Origin of the sequence: Sphaerisporangium sp. NBC_01403 (assembly GCF_045040145.1) — a bacterium.
Taxonomy (GTDB): domain Bacteria; phylum Actinomycetota; class Actinomycetes; order Streptosporangiales; family Streptosporangiaceae; genus Sphaerisporangium; species Sphaerisporangium viridialbum.
Genome location: NZ_CP109534.1, coordinates 244594 through 267640, shown reverse-complemented (window position 1 = coordinate 267640; position 23047 = coordinate 244594). Strand labels below are relative to the sequence as shown.

The window sequence follows — 23047 nt, the reverse complement described above, 5'->3', positions numbered from 1 at the left end:
ACCGGCGCGATTTAGGTTCCCGGTGAATCCCTCCTAATGCCCCGAGAGTGGAACATGCCAGGCCAACCTCCGCCCCCGTACCCCTTCAACCAGGACCCCGACCGGACCGTGTCGTACCGGCACCCCGTGCCCGGCCAGGTCTCCGGCCCCCAGACGCAGCCCTACGCGCACGCCGCCCAGCCCACCGCCGGACCGCCCCCCTGGCGGCAGGAGGAGCTCGGCCCGCCCGTGCCGCCCGCCAGGAAGACGGGAAAGGGATGGCTGCTCGCGATCGTCGCGGCCGTCCTCGTGGTCCTGGTCGGCGGTGGCGGAGTGTACGCCGTGAGCCTGCTCAGCGGGGGCGGCACGCAGCCCGAGGACGTGCTCCCCGCGGGCACCCTGGCGTACGTGCGGGTCGACCTGGACCCGGCGGCCAACCAGAAGATCGCGCTGTTCAACCTCGCCAGGAAGTTCTCCGCCACCCGCGACAGCTTCACCGGCGACGACCCGCGCAGGGCGCTCTTCGGCCTGCTCAGCAAGGACAGCGAGGACCTCGCCAAGGTCGACTACGCCCGCGACGTCGAGCCCTGGCTCGGGGCCCGCGTCGGCTTCGGGCTGCTGTCCCCGCTTCCCGGGAAGCGGACGCCAGAGGTCGCCGTGGCCGTGCAGGTCACGGACGAGACCAAGGCCCGCGCCGGGCTGGCCAAGCTGAACGCGGGCGGCGAGTTGAAGGGCCTGGCGTTCCGGGAGGACTACGCGATCCTCGCGGCGACCCAGACGGCGGCCGACTCCTACGCCAAGGCGGCGCCGCTGTCGGGGAACGCCGACTTCGCCGCCGACCTGAAGGCCCTCGGCGAGCCGGGCGTGCTCTCTTTCTGGGGCAATGTGGGCGAGATCGCCAAGGCGGCGGGCACCGCCATGCCCAGCGACGCCGCCACGCTCGACATGATCAAGAACGTGCGCCTCGCGGGCGCCCTGCGGTTCGACAGCGGCTACGCCGAACTGACCGGGATCTCCCGTGGCTCGACCGTGCAGGGGCCGGCCAACGCCGGGGGAATACGCCTTGGCACCCTGCCCGCCTCCACCGTGGGGGCCGTGTCGGTCTCGGGCCTCGGCGAGACGCTCGCCAAGCAGTGGCCGCAGATCATGAAGGCGGCCGACGGCTCCGCGGGAAGCCAGGCCTTCACCGACTTCGTCACCCGGGCCCAGGAGACGTACGGCATCGCCCTGCCCGCCGACCTCGTGACCCTGCTCGGCGAGAACCTGACGGTGGCGGTGGACGAGCAGGGCCTCGACGGCGAGATACCGAACGTCGGCGCCGTGCTCACCACCGACCCGGCCAAGGCCCAGGAGGTCGTCGCGAAGATCGAGCGGTTCCTCGCCGACTCCGGGACCGGAACTCCGCGGATCGCCAAGGCCGCGGGCGACGGGAAGCTGATCCTCGCGAGCTCGCAGGACTACGCGGGCAAGCTGAACGAGGCGGGGACGCTGGGCGACAGCGAGGCCTTCAAGATCGCGATCCCGGACGCGGACTCGGCGACGGCCGCGCTGTTCGTCGACCTCGACAAGATCGAGAAGTACTACCTCGACAACCTTCAGGGCGAGGAGCGGGCCAACCTCCAGGCACTGCGGGCCGTGGGCCTGAGCGGCAGACAGTCGGGCGACACCACGTCGTTCAGCCTGCGCGTGCTGTTCAACTAGACCGGCCGGAAGAACCGATCGGCCGCCTCCCGGGGGGAAGGCGGCCGATCGGTCTTCGCGATGGAGATCAGGCCCAGAGCTGGCCTTCGAGGCGGTCCTCCGCCTCGCCGAGCGTGCCCTCGTAGGCGCCGGTCGAAAGGTACTTCCAGCCGCCGTCGGCCACGATGAACGCGATGTCGGCCGGCTGCCCCGCCTTGACGGCCTTGGCCGCGATGCCGAGGGCCGCGTGCAGGGCACAACCGGTGGAGATGCCGGCGAAGATGCCCTCGGTGCCGAGCAGCTCGCGCGTGCGCCGCAGGGCGTCGGCCGAGGTCACCGAGAACCGCGTGGTCAGCACGTCGGCGTCGTAGATCTCGGGGATGAAGCCCTCGTCCACGTTGCGCAGCCCGTACACGAGCTCGCCGTACCTCGGCTCGGCGGCCACGATCTGGACCCCGGGCACCTGCTCGCGCAGGTAGCGGCCGACGCCCATCAGCGTGCCCGTGGTGCCGAGCCCGGCGACGAAGTGGGTGATCGACGGCAGGTCCTCGAAGATCTCGGGCCCGGTCGACTCGTAGTGGGAGCGCCAGTTCGCCGGGTTGCCGTACTGGTAGAGCATGACCCAGGAGGGGTTCTCCTCGGCCAGCTTCTTGGCGACCCGCACGGCCTCGTTGGAGCCGCCCGCCGCCGGCGAGGAGATGATCTCCGCGCCGTACATGCGCAGCAGCTGGCGGCGCTCCTCGGAGGTGTTCTCCGGCATGACGCAGATCAGCTTGTAGCCCTTGAGCCGGGCCGACATGGCGAGCGAGATGCCGGTGTTGCCCGACGTCGGTTCGAGGATCGTGCAGCCCGGGCTGAGAAGGCCGTCCTTCTCCCCCTGCTCGATCATCCACAGCGCCGGGCGGTCCTTGACCGAGCCGGTCGGGTTGCGGTCTTCCAGCTTGGCCCAGATGCGCACGTCCGGGGACGGCGACAGGCGCGGCAGCCCGACCAGCGGGGTGTGCCCGACCGAGTCGATCAGCGAGTCGAAGCGCATGACTAGCGCCTGCCTCCGGCCACGGCGGGCAGCACGGTCACGGTGTCGCCGTCGGCGACCGGGGTGTCCAGGCCGCCGAGGAAGCGGACGTCCTCGTCGTTGAGGTAGACGTTGACGAACCGGCGCAGGCCGGAGTCGTCGACGATGCGGGCCCGCAGGCCCGGGTGGCGGGATTCCAGGTCACCGATCAGGTCGGACAGCGTCGCGCCTGCGGCGTTGACGGACTTCTCGCCGTCGGTGTAGGTGCGGAGGATGGTCGGAATGCGAACCTCGATGGCCATCGCGGGTCAATCTCCTTGGTCAGTTGTCGTCACGGGGCACCCAACGAGTGCGAACACGGTCGGTCGGGCGGGGATTCCTGCGATCAGGAACAGTCGTAGACGACGGCAAAGGGAGTATGCGCGAAAAGATGGTTCTGCACGGGCGACGAATGCCCAGGGCGCAGTCCAGCGCCCCCCAACTCCGGGTCAATCGTCAGCATGTTCCCAACTCTACAGCTTCGGAGGGTCCGTGCAGGTGGCCCTGCGCGCAGGGGGTCAGGCAGGGACGATCTCGACCTTCTCCTCGGTCACGACGCCGTCCACCACGCGGTACGAGCGGAACTGCACGTTGTCGGGATCGGCCGTGGACACCAGCACGTAGTGGGCGTTCGGCTCGGAGGCGTAGGACACGTCGGTGCGCGAGGGATACGCCTCGGTCGAGGTGTGGGAGTGGTAGATCACCACCGGCTCCTCGTCGCGGTCGTCCATCTCGCGCCACACCCGGAACTGCTCCATGGAGTCGAAGCGATAGAACGTCGGAGACCGCTCGGCGTTCTCCATGGGGATGAAGCGCTCGGGACGGTCGGACCCGGCAGGCCCGGCGATCACCCCGCAGGCCTCATCCGGGTGATCGGCCCAGGCGTGGGCAACGATCTTGTCGACCAGTTCCCGTGAGATCGTCAGCATGCCTGGAAGTTACCAAAGGGCTCGGACCAGCGTGTCCTGGAGGTAGGTGAGCCAGTCGTAGGTGACGTAGGCCGGGTAGCGAGGGTCGTCCTCGGCCATCTCGGCCAGCTCCTCGTGGATCTCCTCGGTGACCTCCAGGCGCACGCCCAGCGCGAGCCGCACGTCGTTGAGCGCCCGCAGCCAGGCCTGCGCCTGCTCTGCGGTGAGCTCGACCTTGCCCTGCTCAGCGGTCTCCAGCAGGGTCTCGGCGTCGGCGCGCTTGCCCTCGCGCAGGGTGGCCTCGGTGTAGCGCCTGAACTCCGCCGAGGCCTTCTCGTCGTCGGCGTACGCGGAGGGGAACAGCCGGGCCAGCACGGGATCGGACGGCTCCTCGGCGGACCCGATGCCGAGCGCCCGCTCAAGCGGGTCGTCGCCGGTGGCGCCGGGCTCGACGAGGCCGAGGACCTGTGCCACCAGCGAGCGCAGGATCGAGGCCTCCCCCGCGTCGAGCAGGATGGTGACCGCGCCGCTCCCCGCCGAGCTGAAGCCGGTGCTCACGCGGAGTCCCGCTGGACGGTGGCCCAGAGCCCGTAGGAGTGAAGGATCTGCACGTCGCGTTCCATCTCCTCACGGGTGCCGCTGGCGACGACGGCCCTGCCTTTGTGGTGCACATCGAGCATGAGCTTCTCGGCCTTGGGCTTGGGGTAGCCGAAGACGGTCTGCAGCACGTAGGTCACGTATGACATGAGATTGACCGGGTCGTTCCAGACGATCGTCAGCCACGGAAGGTCGGGGCGGACGTCCGTCGACGGACGTTCGACCTCGGCTGGAGCGGTACTACCCACGTTCCCATCCTGCCCTACCTCAGTCGTAGTCTTCGACTTGTGAAGATGGCCATGAGCAGCGCGTTGCTTACCGATCACTATGAGCTGACGATGCTGCAGGCGGCATTGAGCAGCGGAGCCGCCGGCAAGCGCGCGGTCTTCGAGGTCTTCGCACGTCACCTGCCTCTCGGGCGGCGGTACGGTGTGGTCGCGGGCACCGGCAGGGTGCTGGACGCCCTCGCGGACTTCCGTTTCGGCGAGGCCGAGATCTCCTTCCTGCGCGAGCACCGCGTGGTGAACGACCAGACGCTGGACTTCCTCGCGTCCTACCGCTTCTCGGGCGACGTGCACGGCTACCGCGAGGGCGAGGTCTACTTCCCCGGCTCCCCGATCATGGTCGTGGAGGGCACGTTCGCCGAGGCCGTGCTACTGGAGACCGTGATCCTCTCCATGCTCAACCACGACTCGGCGATCGCCACGGCGGCGTCCCGCATGGTCCACGCGGCGGGCTCGCGGCCGATCATCGAGATGGGCTCCCGCCGCACGCACGAGCGGGCGGCGGTCGCCGCGGCCCGGGCGGCGTACCTCGCGGGGTTCTCCTCCACCTCCAACCTCATGGCCGGGAGCGTCTACGGCGTGCCGACGGCCGGCACCAGCGCGCACGCCTTCACGCTGCTGCACAGCTCCGAGTACGACGCCTTCCAGGCCCAGATCGACTCCCTCGGCGCCGACACCACCCTGCTCGTCGACACCTACGACGTCGCCAAGGCCGTACGGACGGCGGTGGAGCTCGCCGGGCCGGGGCTCGGGGCGGTGCGCATCGACTCCGGCGACCTGGCCGTGGCCGCCCACGAGGTGCGCCAGATGCTCGACGCGCTCGGCGCCACCAGGACGCGCATCGTGGTCACCGGCGACCTCGACGAGTACGCCATCGCCGCACTCGCCGCCGCCCCGGTCGACGGGTACGGCGTGGGCACCTCGCTGGTCACCGGCTCGGGCGCGCCCACGGCCGCCATGGTCTACAAGCTCGTCGCCCGCGAGGACTCCGAGGGCGCGATCACCCCGGTCGCGAAGAAGTCGGTCGGCAAGCCCAGCAAGGGCGGCAGGAAGCACGCCTTCCGGGCCCTTGCGGACGGCGTCGCGGTCGCCGAGCTGGTCACCACCTCACCCGGCGAACCCGTGCCCGACGGCGCCAGGCCGCTGCTGCGCGAGCTCGTACGGGGCGGCGAGATCGTCGGGCGCGAGCCCCTCGCCGCCGCCAGGGAACGGCACCGCGCGTCCGTGGCCGAGCTGCCCGCCCTCGCGCATCAGCTCTCGCAGGGTGACGCGGTGATCCCCACCGTGTTCTCGTAGTTCTCTCAGCGCGCTCCCCCCTTCCCCCGAATCAGGAGCATTCATGACCACAGCGCTCGTCATCGTGGACGTGCAGAACGACTTCTGCGAGGGCGGCAGCCTGCCCGTGGGTGGCGGCGCCCAGGTGGCCGCCGCGATCGGCCCGCACGCCGCCGCCGGGGGCTACGACCACGTGGTGGCCACCCGTGACTACCACGTCGACCCCGGGACGCACTTCGCCGACCGGCCGGACTACGTGCGCACGTGGCCGGCCCACTGCGTGGTGGGGACGTCCGGGGCCGACTTCCACCCGGCGCTCGACACCTCCGCCGTCGAGGAGGTCTTCAGCAAGGGCAGGCACAGCGCGGCCTACAGCGGGTTCGAGGGCCAGAGCGGCGACGGCACCGGCCTGGCCGAGTGGCTGGCCTCGCGCGGCGTCGAGCACGTGGACGTCGTGGGCATCGCCACCGACCACTGCGTGCGGGCCACCGCCCTGGACGCCGCCGGGAACGGCTTCAGGGTGCGCGTGCTGCTCGATCTGACGGCGGGCGTCGCGGCGGCGACCACCGAGAAGGCCCTCACCGACCTCGCCTCGGCCGGCGTCGAGCTCACCGGCACCCCCGTCGTCCAGACCCCCTGACGAGCCCCCGGGCCGGGGAACGGTCAGCGGGACCGCTGGGTTGCCCACTTGCGGATGGTCTCGATGCGCTGGCGGATCTGGTCGGAGGTGGCCTGGGCGATGGCGGGACCCCCGCACGCCCTGCGCAGCTCGGCGTGGATGACGCCGTGTGGCTGGCCGGTGCGGTGGTTCCAGGCGCCCACGAGGCCGTTCAGCTCCTTGCGCAGGGCGGCGATCTCCTCGTGCGGGGCCAGGGCGGGCGGGGGTGCATCGACCGCCTTGCGCCGCCTGGCGGCCTGCTGCTGGGCCTGGTGCTTGCGGAGCAGCACCGCCACCTGGTCGGGCTCCAGCAGGCCGGGAAGGCCGAGGAAGTCCTCCTCCTCGGGGGAGCCGGTCTCGGCCGACGTGCCGAACTCGCCGCCGTCGAACAGCACCCGGTCGAAGGTGGCCGAGGCCTCCACGGTCTCGAAGGGCAGCTCGTCACCGAGGACGTCGGGATTGTCCTTCTTCTGCCGGGCCTCGTCGACGAGGAAGTCGTCGAGGCCCTCCTCGGGGACCTTGCGGTCGAGCACGTGGTCGCGCTCGGCCTCCATCTCGCCCGCCAGCCCCATGAGGGTGGGCACCGAGGGCAGGAACACCGAGGCGGTCTCGCCCCGCTTGCGGGCCCGGACGAAGCGCCCCACCGCCTGGGCGAAGAACAGCGGGGTCGAGACGCTGGTGGCGTAGACGCCGACGGCCAGACGCGGGATGTCGACGCCTTCCGAGACCATGCGCACCGCGACCAGCCAGCGCTCCTCTGAGGCGCTGAACTGCTTGATCTTGTCGGAGGCCCCGGGGTCGTCGGAGAGCACGATGGTGGCGCCCTGGCCGGTGATCGCCCGCAGGTGCTTGGCGTAGGCCCGGGCGGTCTCGTGGTCGGTGGCGATCACCATCGCGCCCGCGTCGGGAACGCCCCGCCGCACCTCGGTGAGCCGCTTGTCGGCGGCCAGCAGGACCTGGCGGATCCAGTCGCCCTTGGGATCGAGGGCCGCGCGCCAGGCCTGGCCGAGCTGGTCCTTGGTGAGGGGCGTGCCGAGCGTCGCGGTGATCTCGTCGCCCGCGCGGGTGCGCCAGCGCATCTCCCCGGCGTACGCCAGGAAGATCACGGGACGGACCACGCCGTCCGCCAGGGCCGGGCCGTACCCGTAGGAGTAGTCGGACAGGCTGCGCCGGACGCCCTCGCCATCCTCGGCGTAGGTGACGAACGGGATGGGGTTGGTGTCGGACCTGAACGGGGTGCCGGTGAGGGCGAGCCGCCGCGCGGCCGGCTCGAAGGCCTCGCGCACGCCGTCGCCCCAGGACTTGGCGTCGCCCGCGTGGTGGATCTCGTCGAAGATGACCAGCGTCTTGCGGGCCTCGGTGCGCGCGCGGTGGAGCGCGGGGTGCATCGACACCTGGGCGTAGGTCACCGCGACTCCGGCGTAGTCGCGGGAGGTGGCGCCCTGGCTGTTCTTGAACTCGGGGTCGATGGCGATGCCGACCCTGCCCGCCGCGTCGGCCCACTGGCGCTTGAGGTGCTCGGTGGGCGTGACGATCGTCACGGCGCGCACGACGCCCCGGCTCAGCAGCTCGCTGGCGATGCGCAGCGCGTACGTCGTCTTGCCCGCGCCGGGGGTGGCCACGGTGAGGAAGTCGCGCGGCTCGCGCCGGAAGTAGAGGTCGAGGGCCTCCTGCTGCCAGGCGCGGAGCTTCGGTGCGGTGCCCCATGCGGCGCGGTCGGGATAGGAGGGTGACAGATGGGACGCGGCAAACGAGCTCACGCGGACCTCCTTGTCAGATGGCCTCTGCGGACCGCCGGGGCGTGGCCGCCACTGATGATCTTGTCGCTGCGCTCGTTTCGCTCCCTCACAGTGAAGCCACCATAGTGGGGACCACCGACAGGACGTGCCGACCCTCGGGGATTCTCGCCATGCCGCGCTCGCCGTGCTAGGAGGGCTCGCGCCGTCACGCACCGTGACTTCGCCTACCTCAGGCCCCTGACGACGGCGTCGATCTCGGCCCGCCGCGCCGGGTCGTCGGGCTGGGCGAGGCCGAGCACCACCACGCTGCGGTCGTCCTTGGTGAGAAGTGTCACGCGAAGGTAAGAAGGCTGGTTCACCACGTCGGTGTAGCTGGCGCGCAGAGCCCGTGAGTGACCGGAGTACCCGCCCACCGTGATGGGACGGTCGTCGACGACGTCGACGGTGTCCCCGTGCAGCAGCAGCCGCCCGTACAGGTCGGCCAGGTCGAGAGTGGCGGCCCTCGGCCCCGACACCGCGACGGAGTCCCCCGGCCGGGTCATGACCAGCGCGGAGCCCCCCGCGGTGGCCACGGAGGTGAACCCCGTGACCGGCGGCACCGTTCCGCGCCGCCATCCCTGGGGCAGCGGATAGCTGACGCCCGCCGCAGGGTCCGCGACGTCCACCTGCGGGCCGGGCGCGTGCAGGAGGCTCACGACGAAGGCGACGCTGCCCGCGACCAGCGCGACGCCCGCCGCCAGTGCCAGCGCGAAGACCAGCGCCCTCCTGAGCCAGGGGGGCACCCTGACCCGCGACGGCGGCGCGGGCGCGCCGTACAGGCGGGCCGACGGCGGAAGGCCCTCGGCCTCAGGCGGAGGCCACGCGCGATCGCCATACGGCCGTCGCTCGATGCGGTGCTCGTCCACGGCGCCTCCTCCCGTGCACTGAGTATCGGCACCGAAGGCACCCGTTCGTCAACGAGCACTTGATTATCGTGCGCAGAAACTATGGGAGCGGACCCGAGATCAGACGGCGGGGGCGCGGTAGGCGGTCCACATGTCGTGCATCCGCGCGGCCTGGCCGGTGGTGAACTCCGACATGCAGCGGTCGTGGGCGTAGTCCATGAAGTTGTGGATCGGGTCCTCACCGGTGTCGGGGCAGGTGTCCTTGCGCGCGGGACAGCCCTGCGTGGGGACGGCCTCGGGCGGGGTGTCGTCGACGGAGTCGCCCGGCTGCGCGCAGCCGTTCTCGAAGGTGTGCAGCAGCCCGAGCCAGTGGCCGATCTCGTGCACCGCGGTGTAGCCCTTGGAGAAGTCGCGCAGGGCCCCGCCCGGCAGGCTGCGCCAGTCGATCACGACGCCGTCGAGGCTCGGACGGCTCTGGTACCAGTGCGGGTAGGTCGCGTAGCCGAGCACCAGCTCGCCGAGCTGGGCCACGTAGAGGTTGAGCGTCTCGGGCCCGCCCTTGCGCAGCCGCTGCTTCATCGCCGCCTCGTTGCCGAGCGGCTCGCGGAACCACGTGGGGTTGTCGGTGTGCGTCAAGCCGCGAAGGACGAAGCGGATGCCGGTGTCGACCCCTCCCAGCCGCCCCCCGTACGCGGCGTTGAGCGTGTCGACCTGGGGGCCGAGGGAGGCGTCCGTGGCGCCCATGCGCCCGTCGGTGATCACGTGGATCCACAGGGGCACGGTGACCGTGACCGCCCGTGGCTCGGCGGCGTGCGAGGCGCGCAGCCGCCGGCGCATGCCCGAGAGCATGCGGGCGGCCTCGCGCGGGCCGAGCGTGTACGGCTCGGCCCCCCGCATATCGGGCTTGGCGACCCGTGCCCCCGGCGCTCGGCGGTCGGCCTCCCGCGTGTCGGCCCTCGGCGGCCGGGCATGCCCGCACGAGCGCGTGGCCGCCGCGCGGGCCGGGCCGGGCACGCCTGCGAGCGTGAACAGGCACACCAAAGACACGGCCACCGTGCGCCGCACCATGCACTCCCCCGTTGTTCCTGGTCGGAGTGCTGACGCTAGCTTCAGTGGCGCCGATCAGCCGGGAGCAACACTCACTTGCCGTCGCCCGGCTGGCCGCCCAGCGGAAGCCCTTCGTAGATCTCTTTGCACTCGGGGCACACCGGGTACTTCTTGGGGTCGCGGCTGGGCACCCACACCTTGCCGCAAAGAGCCCTGATAGGCGTGCCGGTCACCATGCTCTCGGTGATCTTGTTCTTGTCGGCGTAGTGCGAGAACCGCTCGTGGTCCCCCTCGTCGCCATGCGAGAGGTTCGGCCGCACTTCACTCTCGGGAAGGATCTTCGTGCTCACGACATCCGAGTCTACGTGCGCGCGGGCGCGCTCAGGCGGACGAACCCCTCACTCATGACGGTACGGCCCGCGCGGGCGCGCGAGCCGTACCGTGGGGCACCTTGGACCGGGCGGTCAGCCCACGTGGACGGGGGCGTCCTCGACCTTGCGGCCCGCCTTGACGAACAGCGCGAGGACGGCCGCGAGGACGGCCACCGCGACGGCCACGCCGAAGCCGAAGTGCATGCCGTCGAGGAACGACAGATGCGCGGCCCGCGTGATCGCCTCCGCGACGGGCTTGGCCGCCCCGGGCGGCACGGGCGCCACGCCGAGTGCGACGGCGTCCTTCATCGCGTCGATCTGGGCCCCGGTGGCCGGCATCTTGGCGTCGGCGAGGTGCCCTGGCAGGACGTCCGCGACCTTGGCGGTGATCAGCGCGCCCAGCACGGCGGTGCCGAGCGAGCCGCCCACCTGCATGGCGGACTGCTGCATGCCGCCGGCGACGCCGCTGAGCTCCACCGGCGAGTTGCCGACGATGACCTCGGTGGCTCCGACCATGACGGGCGAGAGGCCGAACGCGAGCAGCGCGAACGGGATCGCGGTGTCCACGTATCCGGCGTCGAGCCCGAGGCGCGACAGCAGGAACATCGAGGTGGCGGTGATGAGCATGCCTGCGGCGATGGGCACCCTCGGGCCGAACTTGCTCAGCGCGAAGCCGGCCAGGGGCGAGGCGACGATCATGCCGGCGCTCATCGGGAGCATGCGCATGCCCGACTCCAGCGGGGACAGGCCGTGCACGCCCTGGAAGAAGAACGTGAGGAAGAACATCGCGCCGAACATCGAGAAGGCCATCAGCACCATCAGCGCCGTGCCGATGGACACCGAGGCGTTGTGGAACAGGCTGAGCGGCAGCAGCGGCTCGGCCGCCTTGCGCTGCCAGAAGACGAAGGCGGCGCCCAGCACCACGGCGCCGGCGACGAACGCGATCGTCTTGGCGTCGCCCCAGCCGTAGCCCGGCGCCTTGATGATCGCCCACACCAGGCAGAACATCGCCCCCGACAGCAGCGCCACGCCCGGAATGTCGATCTTCGACAGCGACTCGGCCTTGCTCTCCTTGATCACCCAGAGGCCGACGATGAGCGCGATGACGCCGACCGGCACGTTGATGAAGAAGACCGACTGCCAGCTGACGTTCTCGACCAGCAGGCCGCCGACGATGGGGCCCGCGGCGCTCGACACGCCGATCGCCGCGCCCCAGATGCCGATCGCCATGTTGAGCCGCTCGGCCGGGAACGCCGCGCGGAGCAGGGCGAGGGCGGCGGGCTGGAGGAGCGCGCCGAACAGGCCCTGGAGCACGCGCAGGGCGATCAGCACGCCGATGGACGAGGTGAGGCCGATGGCCAGCGAGGTGAGGGCGAAACCGGCGATGCCGACGAGGAAGACCCTCTTGTGCCCGAAGAGGTCACCGAGCTTGCCCGCGGTGATCAGGAAGACGGCCAGGGCGAGCAGGTAGCCACTGGTGATCCACTGAAGGTCCGAGAGCGATGCCCCGAGCTCCTTGCCGATCACCGGGTTGGCGATGGCGACGACGGTGCCGTCGAGCATTACCATGATCACGCCCAGCGCGACCGCGAGCAGCGTCAGCCATGGATGGCCGTGACCACGTCGGGCCGGCGCGTCTGGGCGCGCGGCCAGCGCTTGTGTCATGGAAGGGTCCCCCTGTTTCGATGAGTGGTCAGCACTCGGTAATTTATGTCAGTCCATGACAGATGACAAACTCTTTTATACGACAGATGGTGACTTGTGGCAGAATGTGAAGTGAAGGTTTCGAGGAGGTGTCTGGGATGGGTCTTCGGGAGCGCAAGAAGCACCAGACCCGCCTGGCGCTGATCGACACCGCCTTCGAGCTGTTCCTGGCCCAGGGATACGAAGCCACCACCGTCGACCAGATCGCCGCCGCGGTGGACGTCTCACCGCGCACCTTCTTCCGCTACTTCGGCAGCAAGGAGGACCTCGCGCTCGACTTCACCGTGGAGTACGAGGAGCTCATCACCACCGCCCTCGCGGCCCGGCCCGAGGACGAGCCCCCGCTGACGGCCCTCGCCGAGGCCTTCCGCGAGTTCATCCACATGATGGAGCGGACCGCCGAGGAGGACACCGAGCGGTTCCTCACGCACCGGCAGGTGATCGACGCGAACCCCGCGCTGCTGGCCACGAGCTTCGCCCGCATGACCGAGACCGAGAAGCTGCTCACCGTCGAGATGGCCCGCCGCCAGGGTACGGATCCGGCCGCCGACCCGCGACCCCGGCTGCTCGTGGCCTTCGTCACATCGGCGATCCGCGTCGGCTTGGAGTGCTCCGTCGACGGGACCGCCCACCTCGGCACCCTGGTCGCCAACGTCGAGAGGGCCCTGGCCCTCACCGAGGAGGCGCTGCGCCCCGGCTGGGATCAGTTGAGCTTGGGATCGTCCGGGCAGGTGGCCACGAAGGCCAGCTCGCCGGGCTGACGGCGCAGCACCGACCGCCAGAGGTTCGACGGGCGCGAGTCGAAGGTGTCGCCGGGCTCGGCCTCCACGACGTACCACGAGCCCTCGCGGATCTCGGCCTCAAGCTGGCCGGCCGTCCAGCCCGCGTAGCCCGCGAAGATGCGCATCTGCGTGATCTCGCCGGCCAGGATCTCGGGGGGAGCGTCGAGGTCCACCGTGCCGAGCTTGGAGACCGCCGAGGTGCCCGCGTGCAGCCTTCGCCACCCGAGAGGCTCCTCCCCGCTCGGCACCGAGGCCAGGGCCAGCGCGCTGTCGGTCTGCACGGGCCCGCCCTCGAAGAGCACAGGGGGCCCGCTCACGAGCGAATCCCACGATGGGAGCACCTGGGTCACGGTGACCTCGCTCGGCCGGTTGAGCATGACGCCGAGGGTCCCACCGTCCTCGTCGTGCTCGAGCACCAACACGACACCGCGCCGGAAATTCGGATCGTCCAGCAGTGGCGTCGCCACCAGCAGCCCGCCGACGTAGATCGCCTCCGCCATGCATCCATCATGACGCGTGATGCCCCGAACGCGCGCCTGACCCCCGCCAGAGACGGCTTTCACCTCGCGTTATGTTACTCATGGCGATCAAAGGGGAACTCTCCGTGACAGAGATCACCCGATGGAGGATCAGTTTGCGGAATCCGCGCCGTGCAGAGAGCCGCGAAGAGAGGGGAGGGCCCGAATGAACCGCCTCATACTGGTGGCCCTCATGGCGGTCGGCGCCGCCGTCGGCATCCCCGCGGCCCGCACCTCGCACGCCGCGGGCGCGGCCGGGGACGGGCGCGACGGACGCGACCCGCGCGAAGGACGCGTCCAGGTCGCCGTCTCCAGGGTCGAGTGCCCCGGGAGCAAGGCCAACGTCGTCATGACCGCGCCGCGCGACCACGGCACCGTGGAGTACTCCGTCTACCGGGGCAACACCCTCGTGCGCAACGGCGTGCTGTGGCCGGGCGTCGAGCGCACCATCCCCGTCTACGTCGAGCCGCGCTCCACCGAGCGCATCGGGGTCACGCTTGCGGGCCAGGGCACCACGAGATACCAGGTCTGGTCGCGCTGCGAGGCCGGCCAGGAGTCCTACGGCGAGTACCGCGAGTCGGTCTACAGCGAGAGCAGTGAGAGCGGCGACAGCGACGAGCGGAGCAGCGGCGGCCATCACGTCAACAGCCTGCGCGCCCACAGGTACAACCCTCTGCTCCGCAGGCAGCCGGTCGACCACCTGCCCTACACCGGGCCGCCCGCCGACCTCTACGGCAAGCTGGCGACCGCCGTGGGCCTGGTCGTCTTCGGCGGCATGCTGTGGTGGGTCGGCATGATCTGGCCGCGCCGCACGCCCGCCGAGCCGCTCCTGCGCCCGCGCTCGCCGTACGGGGGGCGCCGCTACCCGGAGCTGTAGGGCGCCCGCCGGGGCGCGGCGCCCTCCGCCATGGTGCCTGCGCCCGCCTACGCCTCCGTCAGGCCCCGCACCTTGCCGCCCGCGGACTCCCGGACGGCCGCCGCGACCGCGCCGGCGACGTCGGGGTGGAAGACACTCGGGATGATGTAGTTCGGCCCGAGCTCCTCATCCGACACGACGTTCGCCAGGGCGTTGGCCGCGGCGAGCAGCATGGACTCGGTGACCGTGCGCGACTGCGCGTCGAGCAGGCCGCGGAAGACGCCGGGGAAGGCCAGCACGTTGTTGATCTGGTTCGGGTAGTCGGACCGGCCGGTGGCCACCACCGCGGCGTGCTCCCTGGCGTCGTCGGGCGACACCTCGGGCTCGGGGTTGGCCAGCGCGAAGACCACGGCCTTGTCGGCCATGGTGGCGATGTCGTCGCCGTTGAGGATGCCGGGGGCCGAGACGCCGATGAACACGTCGGCGCCCTTCACCGCGCCCCGCACGTCGCCGCCGTACCCCTCGGCGTTGGTGTTGTCGGCGATCCAGCGCAGCGAGTCGTCGAGGTCGTCGCGGCCCTTGTGGACCGCGCCCAGGTAGTCGCAGACGACGACGTTGCGGGCCCCCGCCGCGAGGAGCAGCCGCAGCACGGCCGTGCCCGCGGCGCCGGCCCCGGCCATCGCGATCTTCACGTCGGGCAGCGCCTTGCCGACGACGCGCAGCGCGTTCGTCAGGGCGGCCAGCACGCAGATGGCCGTGCCGTGCTGGTCGTCGTGGAAGACGGGGATGTCGAGCAGGTCGCGGAGCCGCCGCTCGATCTCGAAGCACCGCGGCGCCGAGATGTCCTCGAGGTTGATGCCGCCGAAGCCGGGCGCGATGCAGCGGACGACCTCCACGATGGTGTCGACGTCCTGCGTGTCCAGGCAGAGCGGCCAGGCGTCGATGCCGGCGAACCGCTTGAACAGGGCGGCCTTGCCCTCCATGACGGGCAGCGCCGCCGCCGGCCCGATGTTGCCGAGGCCGAGCACGGCGGACCCGTCGGTGACCACCGCGACGGTGTTGCGCTTGATGGTGAGGCGGCGGGCGTCCTCGGGGTTGCGGGCGATGGCCAGCGAGACCCGGGCGACGCCCGGGGTGTACGCCATGGACAGCTCGTCACGGTTGCGCAGCGGCACCTTCGACTGCATCTCGATCTTGCCGCCGAGGTGCATCAGGAAGGTGCGGTCACTGACCTTGTGCAGGACGACGCCGTCGACGGCGTCGAGGCTGTCGACGATCGCCTGGGCGTGGTCGGTGTCCTTGGCCGCGCACGTGACGTCGATGCGCAGCTTCTCGTGACCGGCATTGGTCACGTCGAGGGCGGTCACCACTCCGCCGGCGTTCTCTACCGCGTGGGTGAGCTGGCTGACGGCCTTGCCGCCTGCCGGCACCTCCAGACGGACGGTGATCGAGTACGACACGCTCGGCACGGTGGCCACGTCAATCCGCTCCTTTGCGGGTGCTTGTGGTCGCGCTCGCTCGGGTGCTCGATGTCGCGCATCCGGCTCGCCTGCTCCATTCGGGGATATCCATCGTGCCAGACCAGGGCGAGAGCTTCCGCCGTCCTACGACAAAGGATCACAGTTCAGGCCCCGGCGCCGCGCGTTCGCGCGGCCATGAGTCGCTCCCGTGACCCTGTGGGGCACGGGAGCGTGGCGCGGCGGAGGGGGCGCGGGGGTCAGAAGAGGGCGCTGGCGAGACCCCTGCGGGCCTTGGCGACGGAGGGGTCCCCTGAGGGGAGCGCGTCGAACAGGTCGAGCAGGTGGCGGCGCACGCGGTCACGCTCGTCGCCGGAGGTGCGGCGGACGAGCTGGACGAGGCGGTCGAACGCCTCGTCGACCCTGCCGCCGAGCATCTCGACATCGGCCGCCTGGGTCTGCGCCTCGACGTCGGCCGGGCTCTCGGCGGCCAGGCGGAACACGGCGTCGGGGTCGAGGTCCTGGGTGCGGCGCACGAGACCCACCCCGGCCAGGCCGATCTTGGCGTCCGGGTCGGCGGGGGCACGGGCGAGCAGCCGCTCGTAGGCCGCCGCGGCGGCGTCGAGGTCGCCCTCCTCGATGGCCTGCTCGGCCGCGAGCAGGTCGGGGTCGGCGGGTGGCTGGGCCGGCTGGGCCGGCTGGCCCTCCTCGCCCGCCGGCGGCGCCTCCCCCTCGGGCGGGAGGTACTGCGCGAGGGCCTGCAGCAGCTGGTCGAGCCACTGCCGCACCTGCGCCTCGGGGAGCGCGCCCTGGAAGCCCGTCACCGCCTGGCCCTGGAAGACGGCCAGCACGGTCGGGATGCTCTGCACCTGGAGCGCGCCGCTGATCTGGGGGCTCGCGTCGACGTCGACCTTGGCGAGCACCCACCGGCCCGCCGCCTCGGCGGCGAGCTTCTCGAGGATCGGGCTGAGCTGCTTGCACGGCTCGCACCAGGTGGCCCACAGGTCGAGGACCACCGGGACGCGCATGGAGCGCTCGATCACCTCGGTGGCGAAGGTCTCGTCGGTGACGTCGATGACCACGGCGCCGCCTGGCGTGGCCGGGGCGCCGCCGGAAGCGGCCTGTGCCGCGGCCGCCTCACGACGGGCCTGGGCTTCCAGTGCCTGCTTGCGCGCGCCGAGGTCCACGGCCCCCTGCAACGATGCCGGTCGAGTGAAGTCCGCTGGGCTCATAGTCCAATCCTGCCGCATCCCGCGCGTGCTCATGGTCGCGCCCGCCCCACGCCGGGCACGGCACCGCTATGTCACGCCTTTATCCCAACTTTTCACGGAACTGTCATGAGACGTGGCTATCACGAAATATGGGCTCGGCATGAATTCAGCTCACATGGAGGTGGGTGTGAAACGCGTCATCGTCGTCTCCGCCGCTGCCGTCGTGATCGCCGCGACAGCGGCGTTCCCGGCGCAGGCCGGCCGAACAGCGGCCGAGCCCGCGGCAACGACCCAGTACGTCGTCCTGTACAAGGAAGGCGCCACGGCGGCGAACGCCCAGAAGGCGATCGAGGCAGCGGGTGGCACCGTCGTCAAGGTGAACACCGCCGTCGGCCTCGCCACGGTCACCACAACGAACGCCGGCTTCATCTCTGCGATCAAGGACAACGCCGCGATCGACGGCGTCGCCCGTGATCGGGTCATCGGCAGCGTCCCCAAGTCCGCCGCGAGGACGGCGATCGGGGCCCGGGCGACCAACCAGGCGAAGGCCGTCGAGAAGGAGGGCCGCGAGCACGGGGCCGTCAAGCACGGCCGCAACGCCAAGGCCGAGCCGCTCTCGGACCTTCAGTGGGACATGAAGCAGATCCACGCCGAAGAGGCCCACAAGTACGAGAAGGGCGACCCGAAGGTGCTGGTCGGCATCCTCGACACCGGCATCGACGGCTCACACCCCGACATCGCCCCGAACTTCAACCGGTCCCTCAGCCGGAACTTCACGGTCGACATCCCCTACGACGCCAACGGGGACGTGGTCGACGGGCCGTGCGAGGAAGAGCCCGACCAGTCCTGCAACGACCCGAACGACGTCGACGAGGACGGGCACGGGACGCACGTGGCCTCCTCGATCGCCGCGCCGATCAACAAGCTCGGCATCTCGGGCGTCGCGCCCGGCGTCACCCTGGTCAACCTGCGCGCCGGGCAGGACTCGGGCTACTTCTTCCTGCAGCCCAGCGTGGACGCCCTGACGTACGCGGGCGACATCGGCGTCGACGTGGTCAACATGAGCTACTACATCGACCCGTGGCTGTTCAACTGCACCGACAACCCGGCTGACTCGCCAGAGAGCCGGCTGGAGCAGGCGACGGTCATCAAGGCCACCCAGCGCGCCCTGAACTACGCGCACCGGCACGGCGTCACGCTGGTCTCCGCGGCCGGCAACGGCGCCACCGACTACACCAAGGTGATCACCGACGCCTCCAGCCCGGACTTCGCCAGCGTGCCAGGCCAGGCGCCGTACTCCCGGACCATCCCGCCGAGCTGCGTCTCCATGCCGAGCGAGGGCGAGCACGTGATCTCGGTGTCCTCCACCGGCATCAGCAAGCGCAAGGCGTACTACTCCGACTACGGCAACGGGTACGTCGACGTGGCCTCCCCCGGTGGTGACGCCTACGACACCCCCGGCGGCACCCGCGACATCACCAAGGCCACGCTGTCGGCCTATCCCAAGTCCCTCGCCATTGCCAACGGCGAGATCGACGCCGACGGCAACCCGACCGTGAACTACGTGGTGAAGGACTGCGCGGGCGCCACCTGCGCGTACTACCAGTACCTGCAGGGCACCTCGATGGCCTCGCCCCGCGCGGCCGGCGTCGCGGCGCTGATCGTCAGCAAGTACGGGCACCGCGACGGGCGGAACGGCACGACGCTCGACCCCGACGTCGTCGAGGCGATCATGAAGGGCACGGCCACCAAGACGCCCTGCCCGAACCCGCCCGCCTACACCTACACCCGCACCCTGCCCTCCGGCTCGACCGTCACGGCGACCCACACCTGTGAGGGGACCCTGGCGTCCAACGGCTTCTACGGCAAGGGCATCGTCGACGCCCTGCGCGCCGTGCGCCTGTAACCCGGCCCAGCCCGGTTCGAGGGACCCATCCCCTGCGGGGGGTGGGTCCCTTTCACTGGGTCGACCTCACTGGGTCGACGAGTCAGGTTCGGGGGCGGGCCGGGGCTCGAAGTCTCCCGCGGCCACCCGGATGGTGCGCATGAGGCCGAACATCTCGGCGAGGTCGGACTCGCCGTACATCGTCATGCAGAAGTCGGCGGCCATCAGGTCGTCGGTCGCCCGCCGCACCACCTCGCGCCCCTTGCCGGTGATCTCGGCGAGCACCCCGCGCCCGTCCTTCGGGTTGCGCATGCGGCGGACGAGCCCGGCGCGCTCCAGGCGGTCGACGGTGTTGGTCACGCTCGTCGGGTGCACCATGAGCCGATCGCCGATGCGCGACAGCGGCAGCGCGCCCGTGCGGCTGAACGTCAGCAGCACGAGCGCCTCATAACGCGCGAACGTCAAGTCATGCGGTCTGAGCAGCGTGTCCAGTTGCCCGAGCAGGATCTGGTGCGCTCTCATGATCGATGTGACGGCCGCCATGGCGGATGACGGCCCGAAACGGACACGCCACGTTTCGGCGGCGCGCTCAATGGGGTCGAACGGCAAGTTAAGCGGCTTCGGTACACCGATGGACACAACGCTACGCTAGCGCCTGCCCCGAGCACTGACGCAGGGTGACTGAGTTTCATGGGTTACCCAAGAAGCGGGACGACAAACATCACGCTCCGTTATGGTGTTCATGTCAAGAGGTGAGGCGCGGCAAAGCCCGGTCCAAAGCATGGGGAAAGCCGCGCCGTGCGACGCGAGGCGCGGCTATGCGATCCCGTGGACGCACGGCGTGGCGGGTTGGATCTGGCAGGGGTGCCAAGGGGCCGGCACCAGTGCCGACAGCGCCGCTCATCCAGGCACGGGGGGTCCTAAATGAAGATCATTAATGCAGCAGCACGGGCGGCGTGGCCGTATTTCCGGTCCACGCGGGGCCGTGCTTGAGCAGAGGGGCGTTTCACGCGAGGAGCTGAAGCACAGCGCGCTGGTGGCGGTAGGAATACTGCTCGCGCTGGGCCTGCTCGCCGCGTGGAGCGTCCTTGTTCCGGGCATTTCCGCATGGGAGAACATCGTCGTCGCGGTGATCGGCTCGCTTCGGCTGACCGGTCCCGTCGCCGCCGCGTTCGCCGCGTGGGTGGCCGTGCGCAAGCGGCGCGCGTTGCGCGGGCGGTTGCTGGGCACCTGGCAGGTGCTGAGAGCCCCGCTGGCGATCCTGGTGGTCGTCGTGGGCGCCTTCGGCGCGACCGTCACCCTGCTGGCGATGAAGGCCGTCCTGACCGAGCAGGCGGGCCATCTGGCGCCCACCGGCCTCGCCGTGGGCGCCGCCGGCCTGGCCCTCTACGCCGTGATCGGGTGGGTCACCGGCTGGGCCCTGCCCTGGACGGTCACGCCGCTGGTGGCGGGGGTCGCCTGCTACGGCCTGTTCACGTCGCTGGCCGGCGGCTCGGCCTGGGCGGTCAGGCTGGCGCCGAGCACGTCCGAGCCGTACGACCCGTTCGAGGGGCTGAGCCCGGCCGCGTTCGAGAACCAGACCCTCTGGCTCCTCGGCCTCACCGCCGCCGTCCTGCTCACCTGGACGGCGGCCGTCACCCGGCGGGCCCTCGCGCTCGCCGGGGCGATGCTGGCGGTCCTCGTGGCGGGTACGGGCATGGCGCGGCTGCTGAGCGAGCCGCAGGCCGTCGCCGCCACCGAGCCGATGGTCTACAGCTGCCAGGAGTGGCCGATCACGGTCTGCGTGCATCCGGGGATGCGCAGCGGGCTCACCGAGCTGGGGGCCACGTTCACCACGATCGCCGCCCGCCTGACCGGCACGCCCGGCGCGTTCGCCCGCGTCGAGCAGCGTCCGCGCGACGACGACGGCGTGCCGGGTCCCGGTGTGGTGCCGATCCACATCGACGACCTCACGCCCGGGTTCGCCTCGCGGGCCGCCGCGGAGTTCGTGGAGCGGCTGGCGAGCCCCTGTGGGGAGGGTCCCGCGGGCGGCTACCGCGCCATCGTGACGGCCTGGCTGCGCGGGGAGCCGCTGCCCAGCGGCCCGCTGCCCGGCCACCAGGCGGCGGCGGCGTGGTTCTCGGCCCTCACCGAGAGCCAGCGCCGCGACTGGCTGCGCATGTTCTACACCGACTTCGCCACCTGCCGGCTGAAGGCGTCGCACTTCGGAGGGGTGGCCACCCAGCCGGTGCCCCGTCCCATGACCCGGGGGAGCGGCGGGCCGGTGACTCCCCCGCCGGGAGACCAGACGGCCGACGGCTACCCCGCCCAGTCCCCCGTCCCCGGCTCCCCCTACCCCACGATGCCGAGCCCTTCCGGGCCTCCGTCCGCGACCACGTCCGGTCCCGGCACGCCCGGTTCCAGCACGCCCGGTCCTGGTACGCCCGGTCCTGGTACGTCCGGTCCTGGTACGTCCGGTCCCGGTACGTCCGGTCCCGGGGAGGAGCGGGCCGCCGACGCCGGTGCGGGCGCCGGCCGGCACTGGCGCGAGCCCGCCGGCCGTCCCGGCCCGGTGATCGCCCCGGGCGGGCGGGATAGCTCCGCGATGGCCCCGGGCCGGCGCGGCTCCGGGCTGCTGGGCCATCGACACCACAGGGGGCTGGCTCTCGGGTGCCACACGAGCACCCGTTCCCGGACATGATGTGAGAAGACGCTCATCTCGGGAAGGAGAGTGGCCGTGAACCGCCAGACGTCGACCCCCCAGACGGCGGCTGCCGCGGAACCGGCTGAGCGCCGGTCCCGACGCGGCTGGCGCTACCTCGCGGGCTTCCTCACACTGCTGGTCATCCTCTTCGTGGGCGCGAGGCTGACCTGGTCATATCTCAATCCCTTCGGCGAGACGACGGTCGACAGGAGCCAGCCGGTGCTCCTGCAGTCGATCCAGAACATGAGCCGCTTCCAGGCCGCCAGCGGCAACTTCCAGGTCATCGTCGACCTGGAGAAGGACGCCGCCTTCCTGCCCGACGCCATCAAGGGCTCGCGCACGCTGTTCGTCGGCGCCGGAAGCGTGGACGCGTACGTCGACTTCTCCGCGATGGGCAAGGACGCGCTCACCGTCTCCCCCGATCGCACCGAGGTCACCGTACGGCTGCCGCGCGCGCAACTGGAGAAGACCAACCTCGACAACAAGAAGTCCTACGTCTACGCCCAGGAGCGCGGCATCCTCGACCGCGTCCAGGGCATGCTGTCGAACTCCCCGCAGAACCAGCAGGAGCTCTACGTCCTGGCCGAGCAGAAGATCGCCGAAGCCGCCCAGGCCAGCGACCTGCGCGCCCGCGCCGACCAGAACACCAAGCTCATGCTCGAAGGCATGCTCAAGTCCCTCGGCTTCAAGAAGGTGACCGTGAAGTTCGCCGACGAGCCGTGAGGTCGAGGGTGCCGACGGCGCGTCTGCGACCGCTGACCCTCCGGCCGAAGTAGGAGCGCACGCCGTACTCAACACCGAAGTCACCATCGGCGATCGGAGACGGTGCTCTCATGGCGGAAAGCCGTACTCTCCATGGAGGCGGACAAAGTAGGCCAACGTGAGGACCTGCCGGCGTTCCAGCCCGGTCGCGGTGCGCTGGAACAGGACGACCTCCTCCTGCCCGCCCGGTCCGACGGGCTGTACGAGACGGCCGCCGAGCCGGAGCTGTTCGACCAGCGGCGGGGGGACCTCGGGGAAGGCGGCCGACACGATGATGCCGTCGTAGGGAGCGTGGTCCGGCAGTCCGCGGCTGCCGTCCCCGACCAGCAACTCGACATTGTCGACACCTTGCCGGGCGAGATTCCGCCGCGCCTGCTCCATCAGATCCGGCCATCGCTCGATGCTCACGACATCGGCGGCCAGGCGAGCGAGCAGCCCGGTCTGGAAGCCGAGGCCGGTGCCGATCTCGAGCACGTGCTCGTCCCCTGCGAGACCGAGGCCTTCGATCATCCTTGCTGACAACGAAGGCTGCGTGGTCACCTGCCGGTGCCCGATCGGGATGGGCTCGTCATGGTAGGCGACCCCGGCATGGTCTGCGGGCACGAATGCCGCTCGTGGCGTCGAACGCACGGCCTCGATCAGACGCTCATCGTGGATGCCTGCCGCCCGGACGGCGCTGACGAGATCTTCGGGAGAGGCGTCTCCGGTCACTG

At 70.9% G+C, this 23047-nt stretch carries 23 protein-coding genes; 8 read left to right on the top strand and 15 right to left on the bottom strand.

Annotation, left to right across the window (positions count from 1 at the left end):
• The first annotated feature begins 54 nt into the window (after positions 1–54).
• Positions 55–1680 (top strand): DUF3352 domain-containing protein, encoded by a 1626-nt coding sequence (locus OG589_RS01080; RefSeq protein ID WP_405145303.1) that lies wholly within the window; start codon positions 55–57, stop codon positions 1678–1680.
• Positions 1681–1747: 67 nt separating this feature from the next.
• Here the strand turns inward: OG589_RS01080 and OG589_RS01075 are convergent, their stop codons facing one another.
• From OG589_RS01075 to clpS, 5 genes are all read right to left on the bottom strand, one after another.
• On the bottom strand, positions 1748–2695 hold the full coding sequence (locus OG589_RS01075) for a PLP-dependent cysteine synthase family protein (RefSeq protein WP_405145301.1): 948 nt from the start codon (positions 2693–2695) through the stop codon (positions 1748–1750).
• A gap of 2 nt (positions 2696–2697) precedes the next feature.
• Positions 2698–2976 (bottom strand): MoaD/ThiS family protein, encoded by a 279-nt coding sequence (locus OG589_RS01070; protein ID WP_405145300.1) that lies wholly within the window; start codon positions 2974–2976, stop codon positions 2698–2700.
• Positions 2977–3231: 255 nt separating this feature from the next.
• Entirely contained in the window at positions 3232–3642 is a 411-nt protein-coding gene (locus tag OG589_RS01065; protein ID WP_405145298.1) for a Mov34/MPN/PAD-1 family protein, read from the bottom strand.
• A gap of 9 nt (positions 3643–3651) precedes the next feature.
• Positions 3652–4179, bottom strand: coding sequence for a DUF2017 domain-containing protein (locus OG589_RS01060; RefSeq protein WP_405145296.1), 528 nt, complete (start codon positions 4177–4179; stop codon positions 3652–3654).
• A complete protein-coding gene (gene clpS, locus OG589_RS01055; RefSeq protein WP_405145295.1) occupies positions 4176–4466 on the bottom strand; it encodes an ATP-dependent Clp protease adapter ClpS in 291 nt (96 codons plus the stop codon). Before clpS ends, OG589_RS01060 begins: the two co-directional genes overlap by 4 nt.
• A 45-nt stretch (positions 4467–4511) precedes the next feature.
• Here clpS and OG589_RS01050 point away from each other — a divergent pair, with 45 nt between their 5' ends.
• Positions 4512–5798, top strand: a complete 1287-nt coding sequence (locus tag OG589_RS01050) for a nicotinate phosphoribosyltransferase (protein ID WP_405145294.1) — start codon at positions 4512–4514, stop codon at positions 5796–5798.
• A gap of 43 nt (positions 5799–5841) precedes the next feature.
• The gene (locus tag OG589_RS01045) at positions 5842–6417 is read left to right on the top strand and encodes an isochorismatase family protein (RefSeq protein WP_405145292.1); all 576 of its coding nucleotides are present in this window, start codon (positions 5842–5844) and stop codon (positions 6415–6417) included.
• A 23-nt stretch (positions 6418–6440) separates the two neighbouring features.
• Here OG589_RS01045 and OG589_RS01040 read toward each other — a convergent pair whose 3' ends face one another.
• From OG589_RS01040 to OG589_RS01020, 5 genes are all read right to left on the bottom strand, one after another.
• Complete coding sequence (locus OG589_RS01040; protein ID WP_405145290.1) at positions 6441–8195, bottom strand: DEAD/DEAH box helicase; 1755 nt, start codon at positions 8193–8195, stop codon at positions 6441–6443.
• A 203-nt stretch (positions 8196–8398) separates the two neighbouring features.
• On the bottom strand, positions 8399–9079 hold the full coding sequence (locus OG589_RS01035; RefSeq protein ID WP_405145288.1) for a hypothetical protein: 681 nt from the start codon (positions 9077–9079) through the stop codon (positions 8399–8401).
• Positions 9080–9178: 99 nt separating this feature from the next.
• On the bottom strand, positions 9179–10126 hold the full coding sequence (locus OG589_RS01030) for a zinc metalloprotease (RefSeq protein WP_405145287.1): 948 nt from the start codon (positions 10124–10126) through the stop codon (positions 9179–9181).
• Positions 10127–10197: 71 nt separating this feature from the next.
• A complete protein-coding gene (locus tag OG589_RS01025) occupies positions 10198–10455 on the bottom strand; it encodes a DUF3039 domain-containing protein (RefSeq protein WP_358551528.1) in 258 nt (85 codons plus the stop codon).
• Between the two features lie 114 nt (positions 10456–10569).
• Entirely contained in the window at positions 10570–12141 is a 1572-nt protein-coding gene (locus OG589_RS01020; protein WP_405145285.1) for a DHA2 family efflux MFS transporter permease subunit, read from the bottom strand.
• Positions 12142–12278: 137 nt separating this feature from the next.
• Here OG589_RS01020 and OG589_RS01015 point away from each other — a divergent pair, with 137 nt between their 5' ends.
• Entirely contained in the window at positions 12279–12941 is a 663-nt protein-coding gene (locus tag OG589_RS01015) for a TetR family transcriptional regulator (protein ID WP_405145283.1), read from the top strand.
• Here OG589_RS01015 and OG589_RS01010 read toward each other — a convergent pair.
• The gene (locus tag OG589_RS01010) at positions 12884–13462 is read right to left on the bottom strand and encodes a YqgE/AlgH family protein (protein ID WP_358551534.1); all 579 of its coding nucleotides are present in this window, start codon (positions 13460–13462) and stop codon (positions 12884–12886) included. The two genes, OG589_RS01015 and OG589_RS01010, sit on opposite strands and share 58 nt — an antisense overlap.
• Before the next feature lie 184 nt (positions 13463–13646).
• Between OG589_RS01010 and OG589_RS01005 the strand changes: the two genes are divergently transcribed.
• Positions 13647–14357: a hypothetical protein gene (locus OG589_RS01005; protein WP_405145281.1), complete on the top strand. Its 711-nt coding sequence runs from the start codon at positions 13647–13649 to the stop codon at positions 14355–14357.
• A 47-nt stretch (positions 14358–14404) separates the two neighbouring features.
• Here the strand turns inward: OG589_RS01005 and OG589_RS01000 are convergent, their stop codons facing one another.
• Positions 14405–15814, bottom strand: a complete 1410-nt coding sequence (locus OG589_RS01000; protein WP_405145279.1) for an NAD-dependent malic enzyme — start codon at positions 15812–15814, stop codon at positions 14405–14407.
• A gap of 239 nt (positions 15815–16053) precedes the next feature.
• Complete coding sequence (locus OG589_RS00995; protein WP_405145277.1) at positions 16054–17025, bottom strand: tetratricopeptide repeat protein; 972 nt, start codon at positions 17023–17025, stop codon at positions 16054–16056.
• A 166-nt stretch (positions 17026–17191) separates the two neighbouring features.
• On the opposite strand from OG589_RS00995, the gene OG589_RS00990 reads away from it, so the two are divergent.
• The gene (locus OG589_RS00990) at positions 17192–18910 is read left to right on the top strand and encodes a S8 family serine peptidase (protein ID WP_405145275.1); all 1719 of its coding nucleotides are present in this window, start codon (positions 17192–17194) and stop codon (positions 18908–18910) included.
• A 66-nt stretch (positions 18911–18976) separates the two neighbouring features.
• Here OG589_RS00990 and OG589_RS00985 read toward each other — a convergent pair whose 3' ends face one another.
• Entirely contained in the window at positions 18977–19522 is a 546-nt protein-coding gene (locus OG589_RS00985; RefSeq protein ID WP_405152252.1) for a MarR family winged helix-turn-helix transcriptional regulator, read from the bottom strand.
• Between the two features lie 352 nt (positions 19523–19874).
• On the opposite strand from OG589_RS00985, the gene OG589_RS00980 reads away from it, so the two are divergent.
• Together OG589_RS00980 and OG589_RS00975 are read left to right on the top strand one after the other, a co-directional pair.
• Positions 19875–21569: a hypothetical protein gene (locus tag OG589_RS00980; protein WP_405145273.1), complete on the top strand. Its 1695-nt coding sequence runs from the start codon at positions 19875–19877 to the stop codon at positions 21567–21569.
• Between the two features lie 36 nt (positions 21570–21605).
• The gene (locus OG589_RS00975) at positions 21606–22295 is read left to right on the top strand and encodes a DUF4230 domain-containing protein (protein ID WP_405145272.1); all 690 of its coding nucleotides are present in this window, start codon (positions 21606–21608) and stop codon (positions 22293–22295) included.
• Between the two features lie 108 nt (positions 22296–22403).
• Here the strand turns inward: OG589_RS00975 and OG589_RS00970 are convergent, their stop codons facing one another.
• Positions 22404–23045 (bottom strand): protein-L-isoaspartate(D-aspartate) O-methyltransferase, encoded by a 642-nt coding sequence (locus OG589_RS00970; protein WP_405145271.1) that lies wholly within the window; start codon positions 23043–23045, stop codon positions 22404–22406.
• Positions 23046–23047 lie beyond the last annotated feature (2 nt).

Excerpts from the sequence above, each read along its gene's own strand:
- OG589_RS01070 (WP_405145300.1), bottom strand. The coding sequence starts at position 2,976 with ATGGCCATCGAGGTTCGCATTCCGACCATCCTCCGCACCTACACCGAC.
- OG589_RS01015 (WP_405145283.1), top strand. The coding sequence starts at position 12,279 with ATGGGTCTTCGGGAGCGCAAGAAGCACCAGACCCGCCTGGCGCTGATC.
- OG589_RS01005 (WP_405145281.1), top strand. The coding sequence starts at position 13,647 with ATGAACCGCCTCATACTGGTGGCCCTCATGGCGGTCGGCGCCGCCGTC.
- OG589_RS01080 (WP_405145303.1), top strand. The coding sequence starts at position 55 with ATGCCAGGCCAACCTCCGCCCCCGTACCCCTTCAACCAGGACCCCGAC.
- OG589_RS00995 (WP_405145277.1), bottom strand. The coding sequence starts at position 17,025 with ATGAGCCCAGCGGACTTCACTCGACCGGCATCGTTGCAGGGGGCCGTG.
- OG589_RS01020 (WP_405145285.1), bottom strand. The coding sequence starts at position 12,141 with ATGACACAAGCGCTGGCCGCGCGCCCAGACGCGCCGGCCCGACGTGGT.
- OG589_RS01065 (WP_405145298.1), bottom strand. The coding sequence starts at position 3,642 with ATGCTGACGATCTCACGGGAACTGGTCGACAAGATCGTTGCCCACGCC.
- OG589_RS01075 (WP_405145301.1), bottom strand. The coding sequence starts at position 2,695 with ATGCGCTTCGACTCGCTGATCGACTCGGTCGGGCACACCCCGCTGGTC.
- OG589_RS01030 (WP_405145287.1), bottom strand. The coding sequence starts at position 10,126 with ATGGTGCGGCGCACGGTGGCCGTGTCTTTGGTGTGCCTGTTCACGCTC.
- OG589_RS01010 (WP_358551534.1), bottom strand. The coding sequence starts at position 13,462 with ATGGCGGAGGCGATCTACGTCGGCGGGCTGCTGGTGGCGACGCCACTG.
- OG589_RS01045 (WP_405145292.1), top strand. The coding sequence starts at position 5,842 with ATGACCACAGCGCTCGTCATCGTGGACGTGCAGAACGACTTCTGCGAG.
- OG589_RS01050 (WP_405145294.1), top strand. The coding sequence starts at position 4,512 with ATGGCCATGAGCAGCGCGTTGCTTACCGATCACTATGAGCTGACGATG.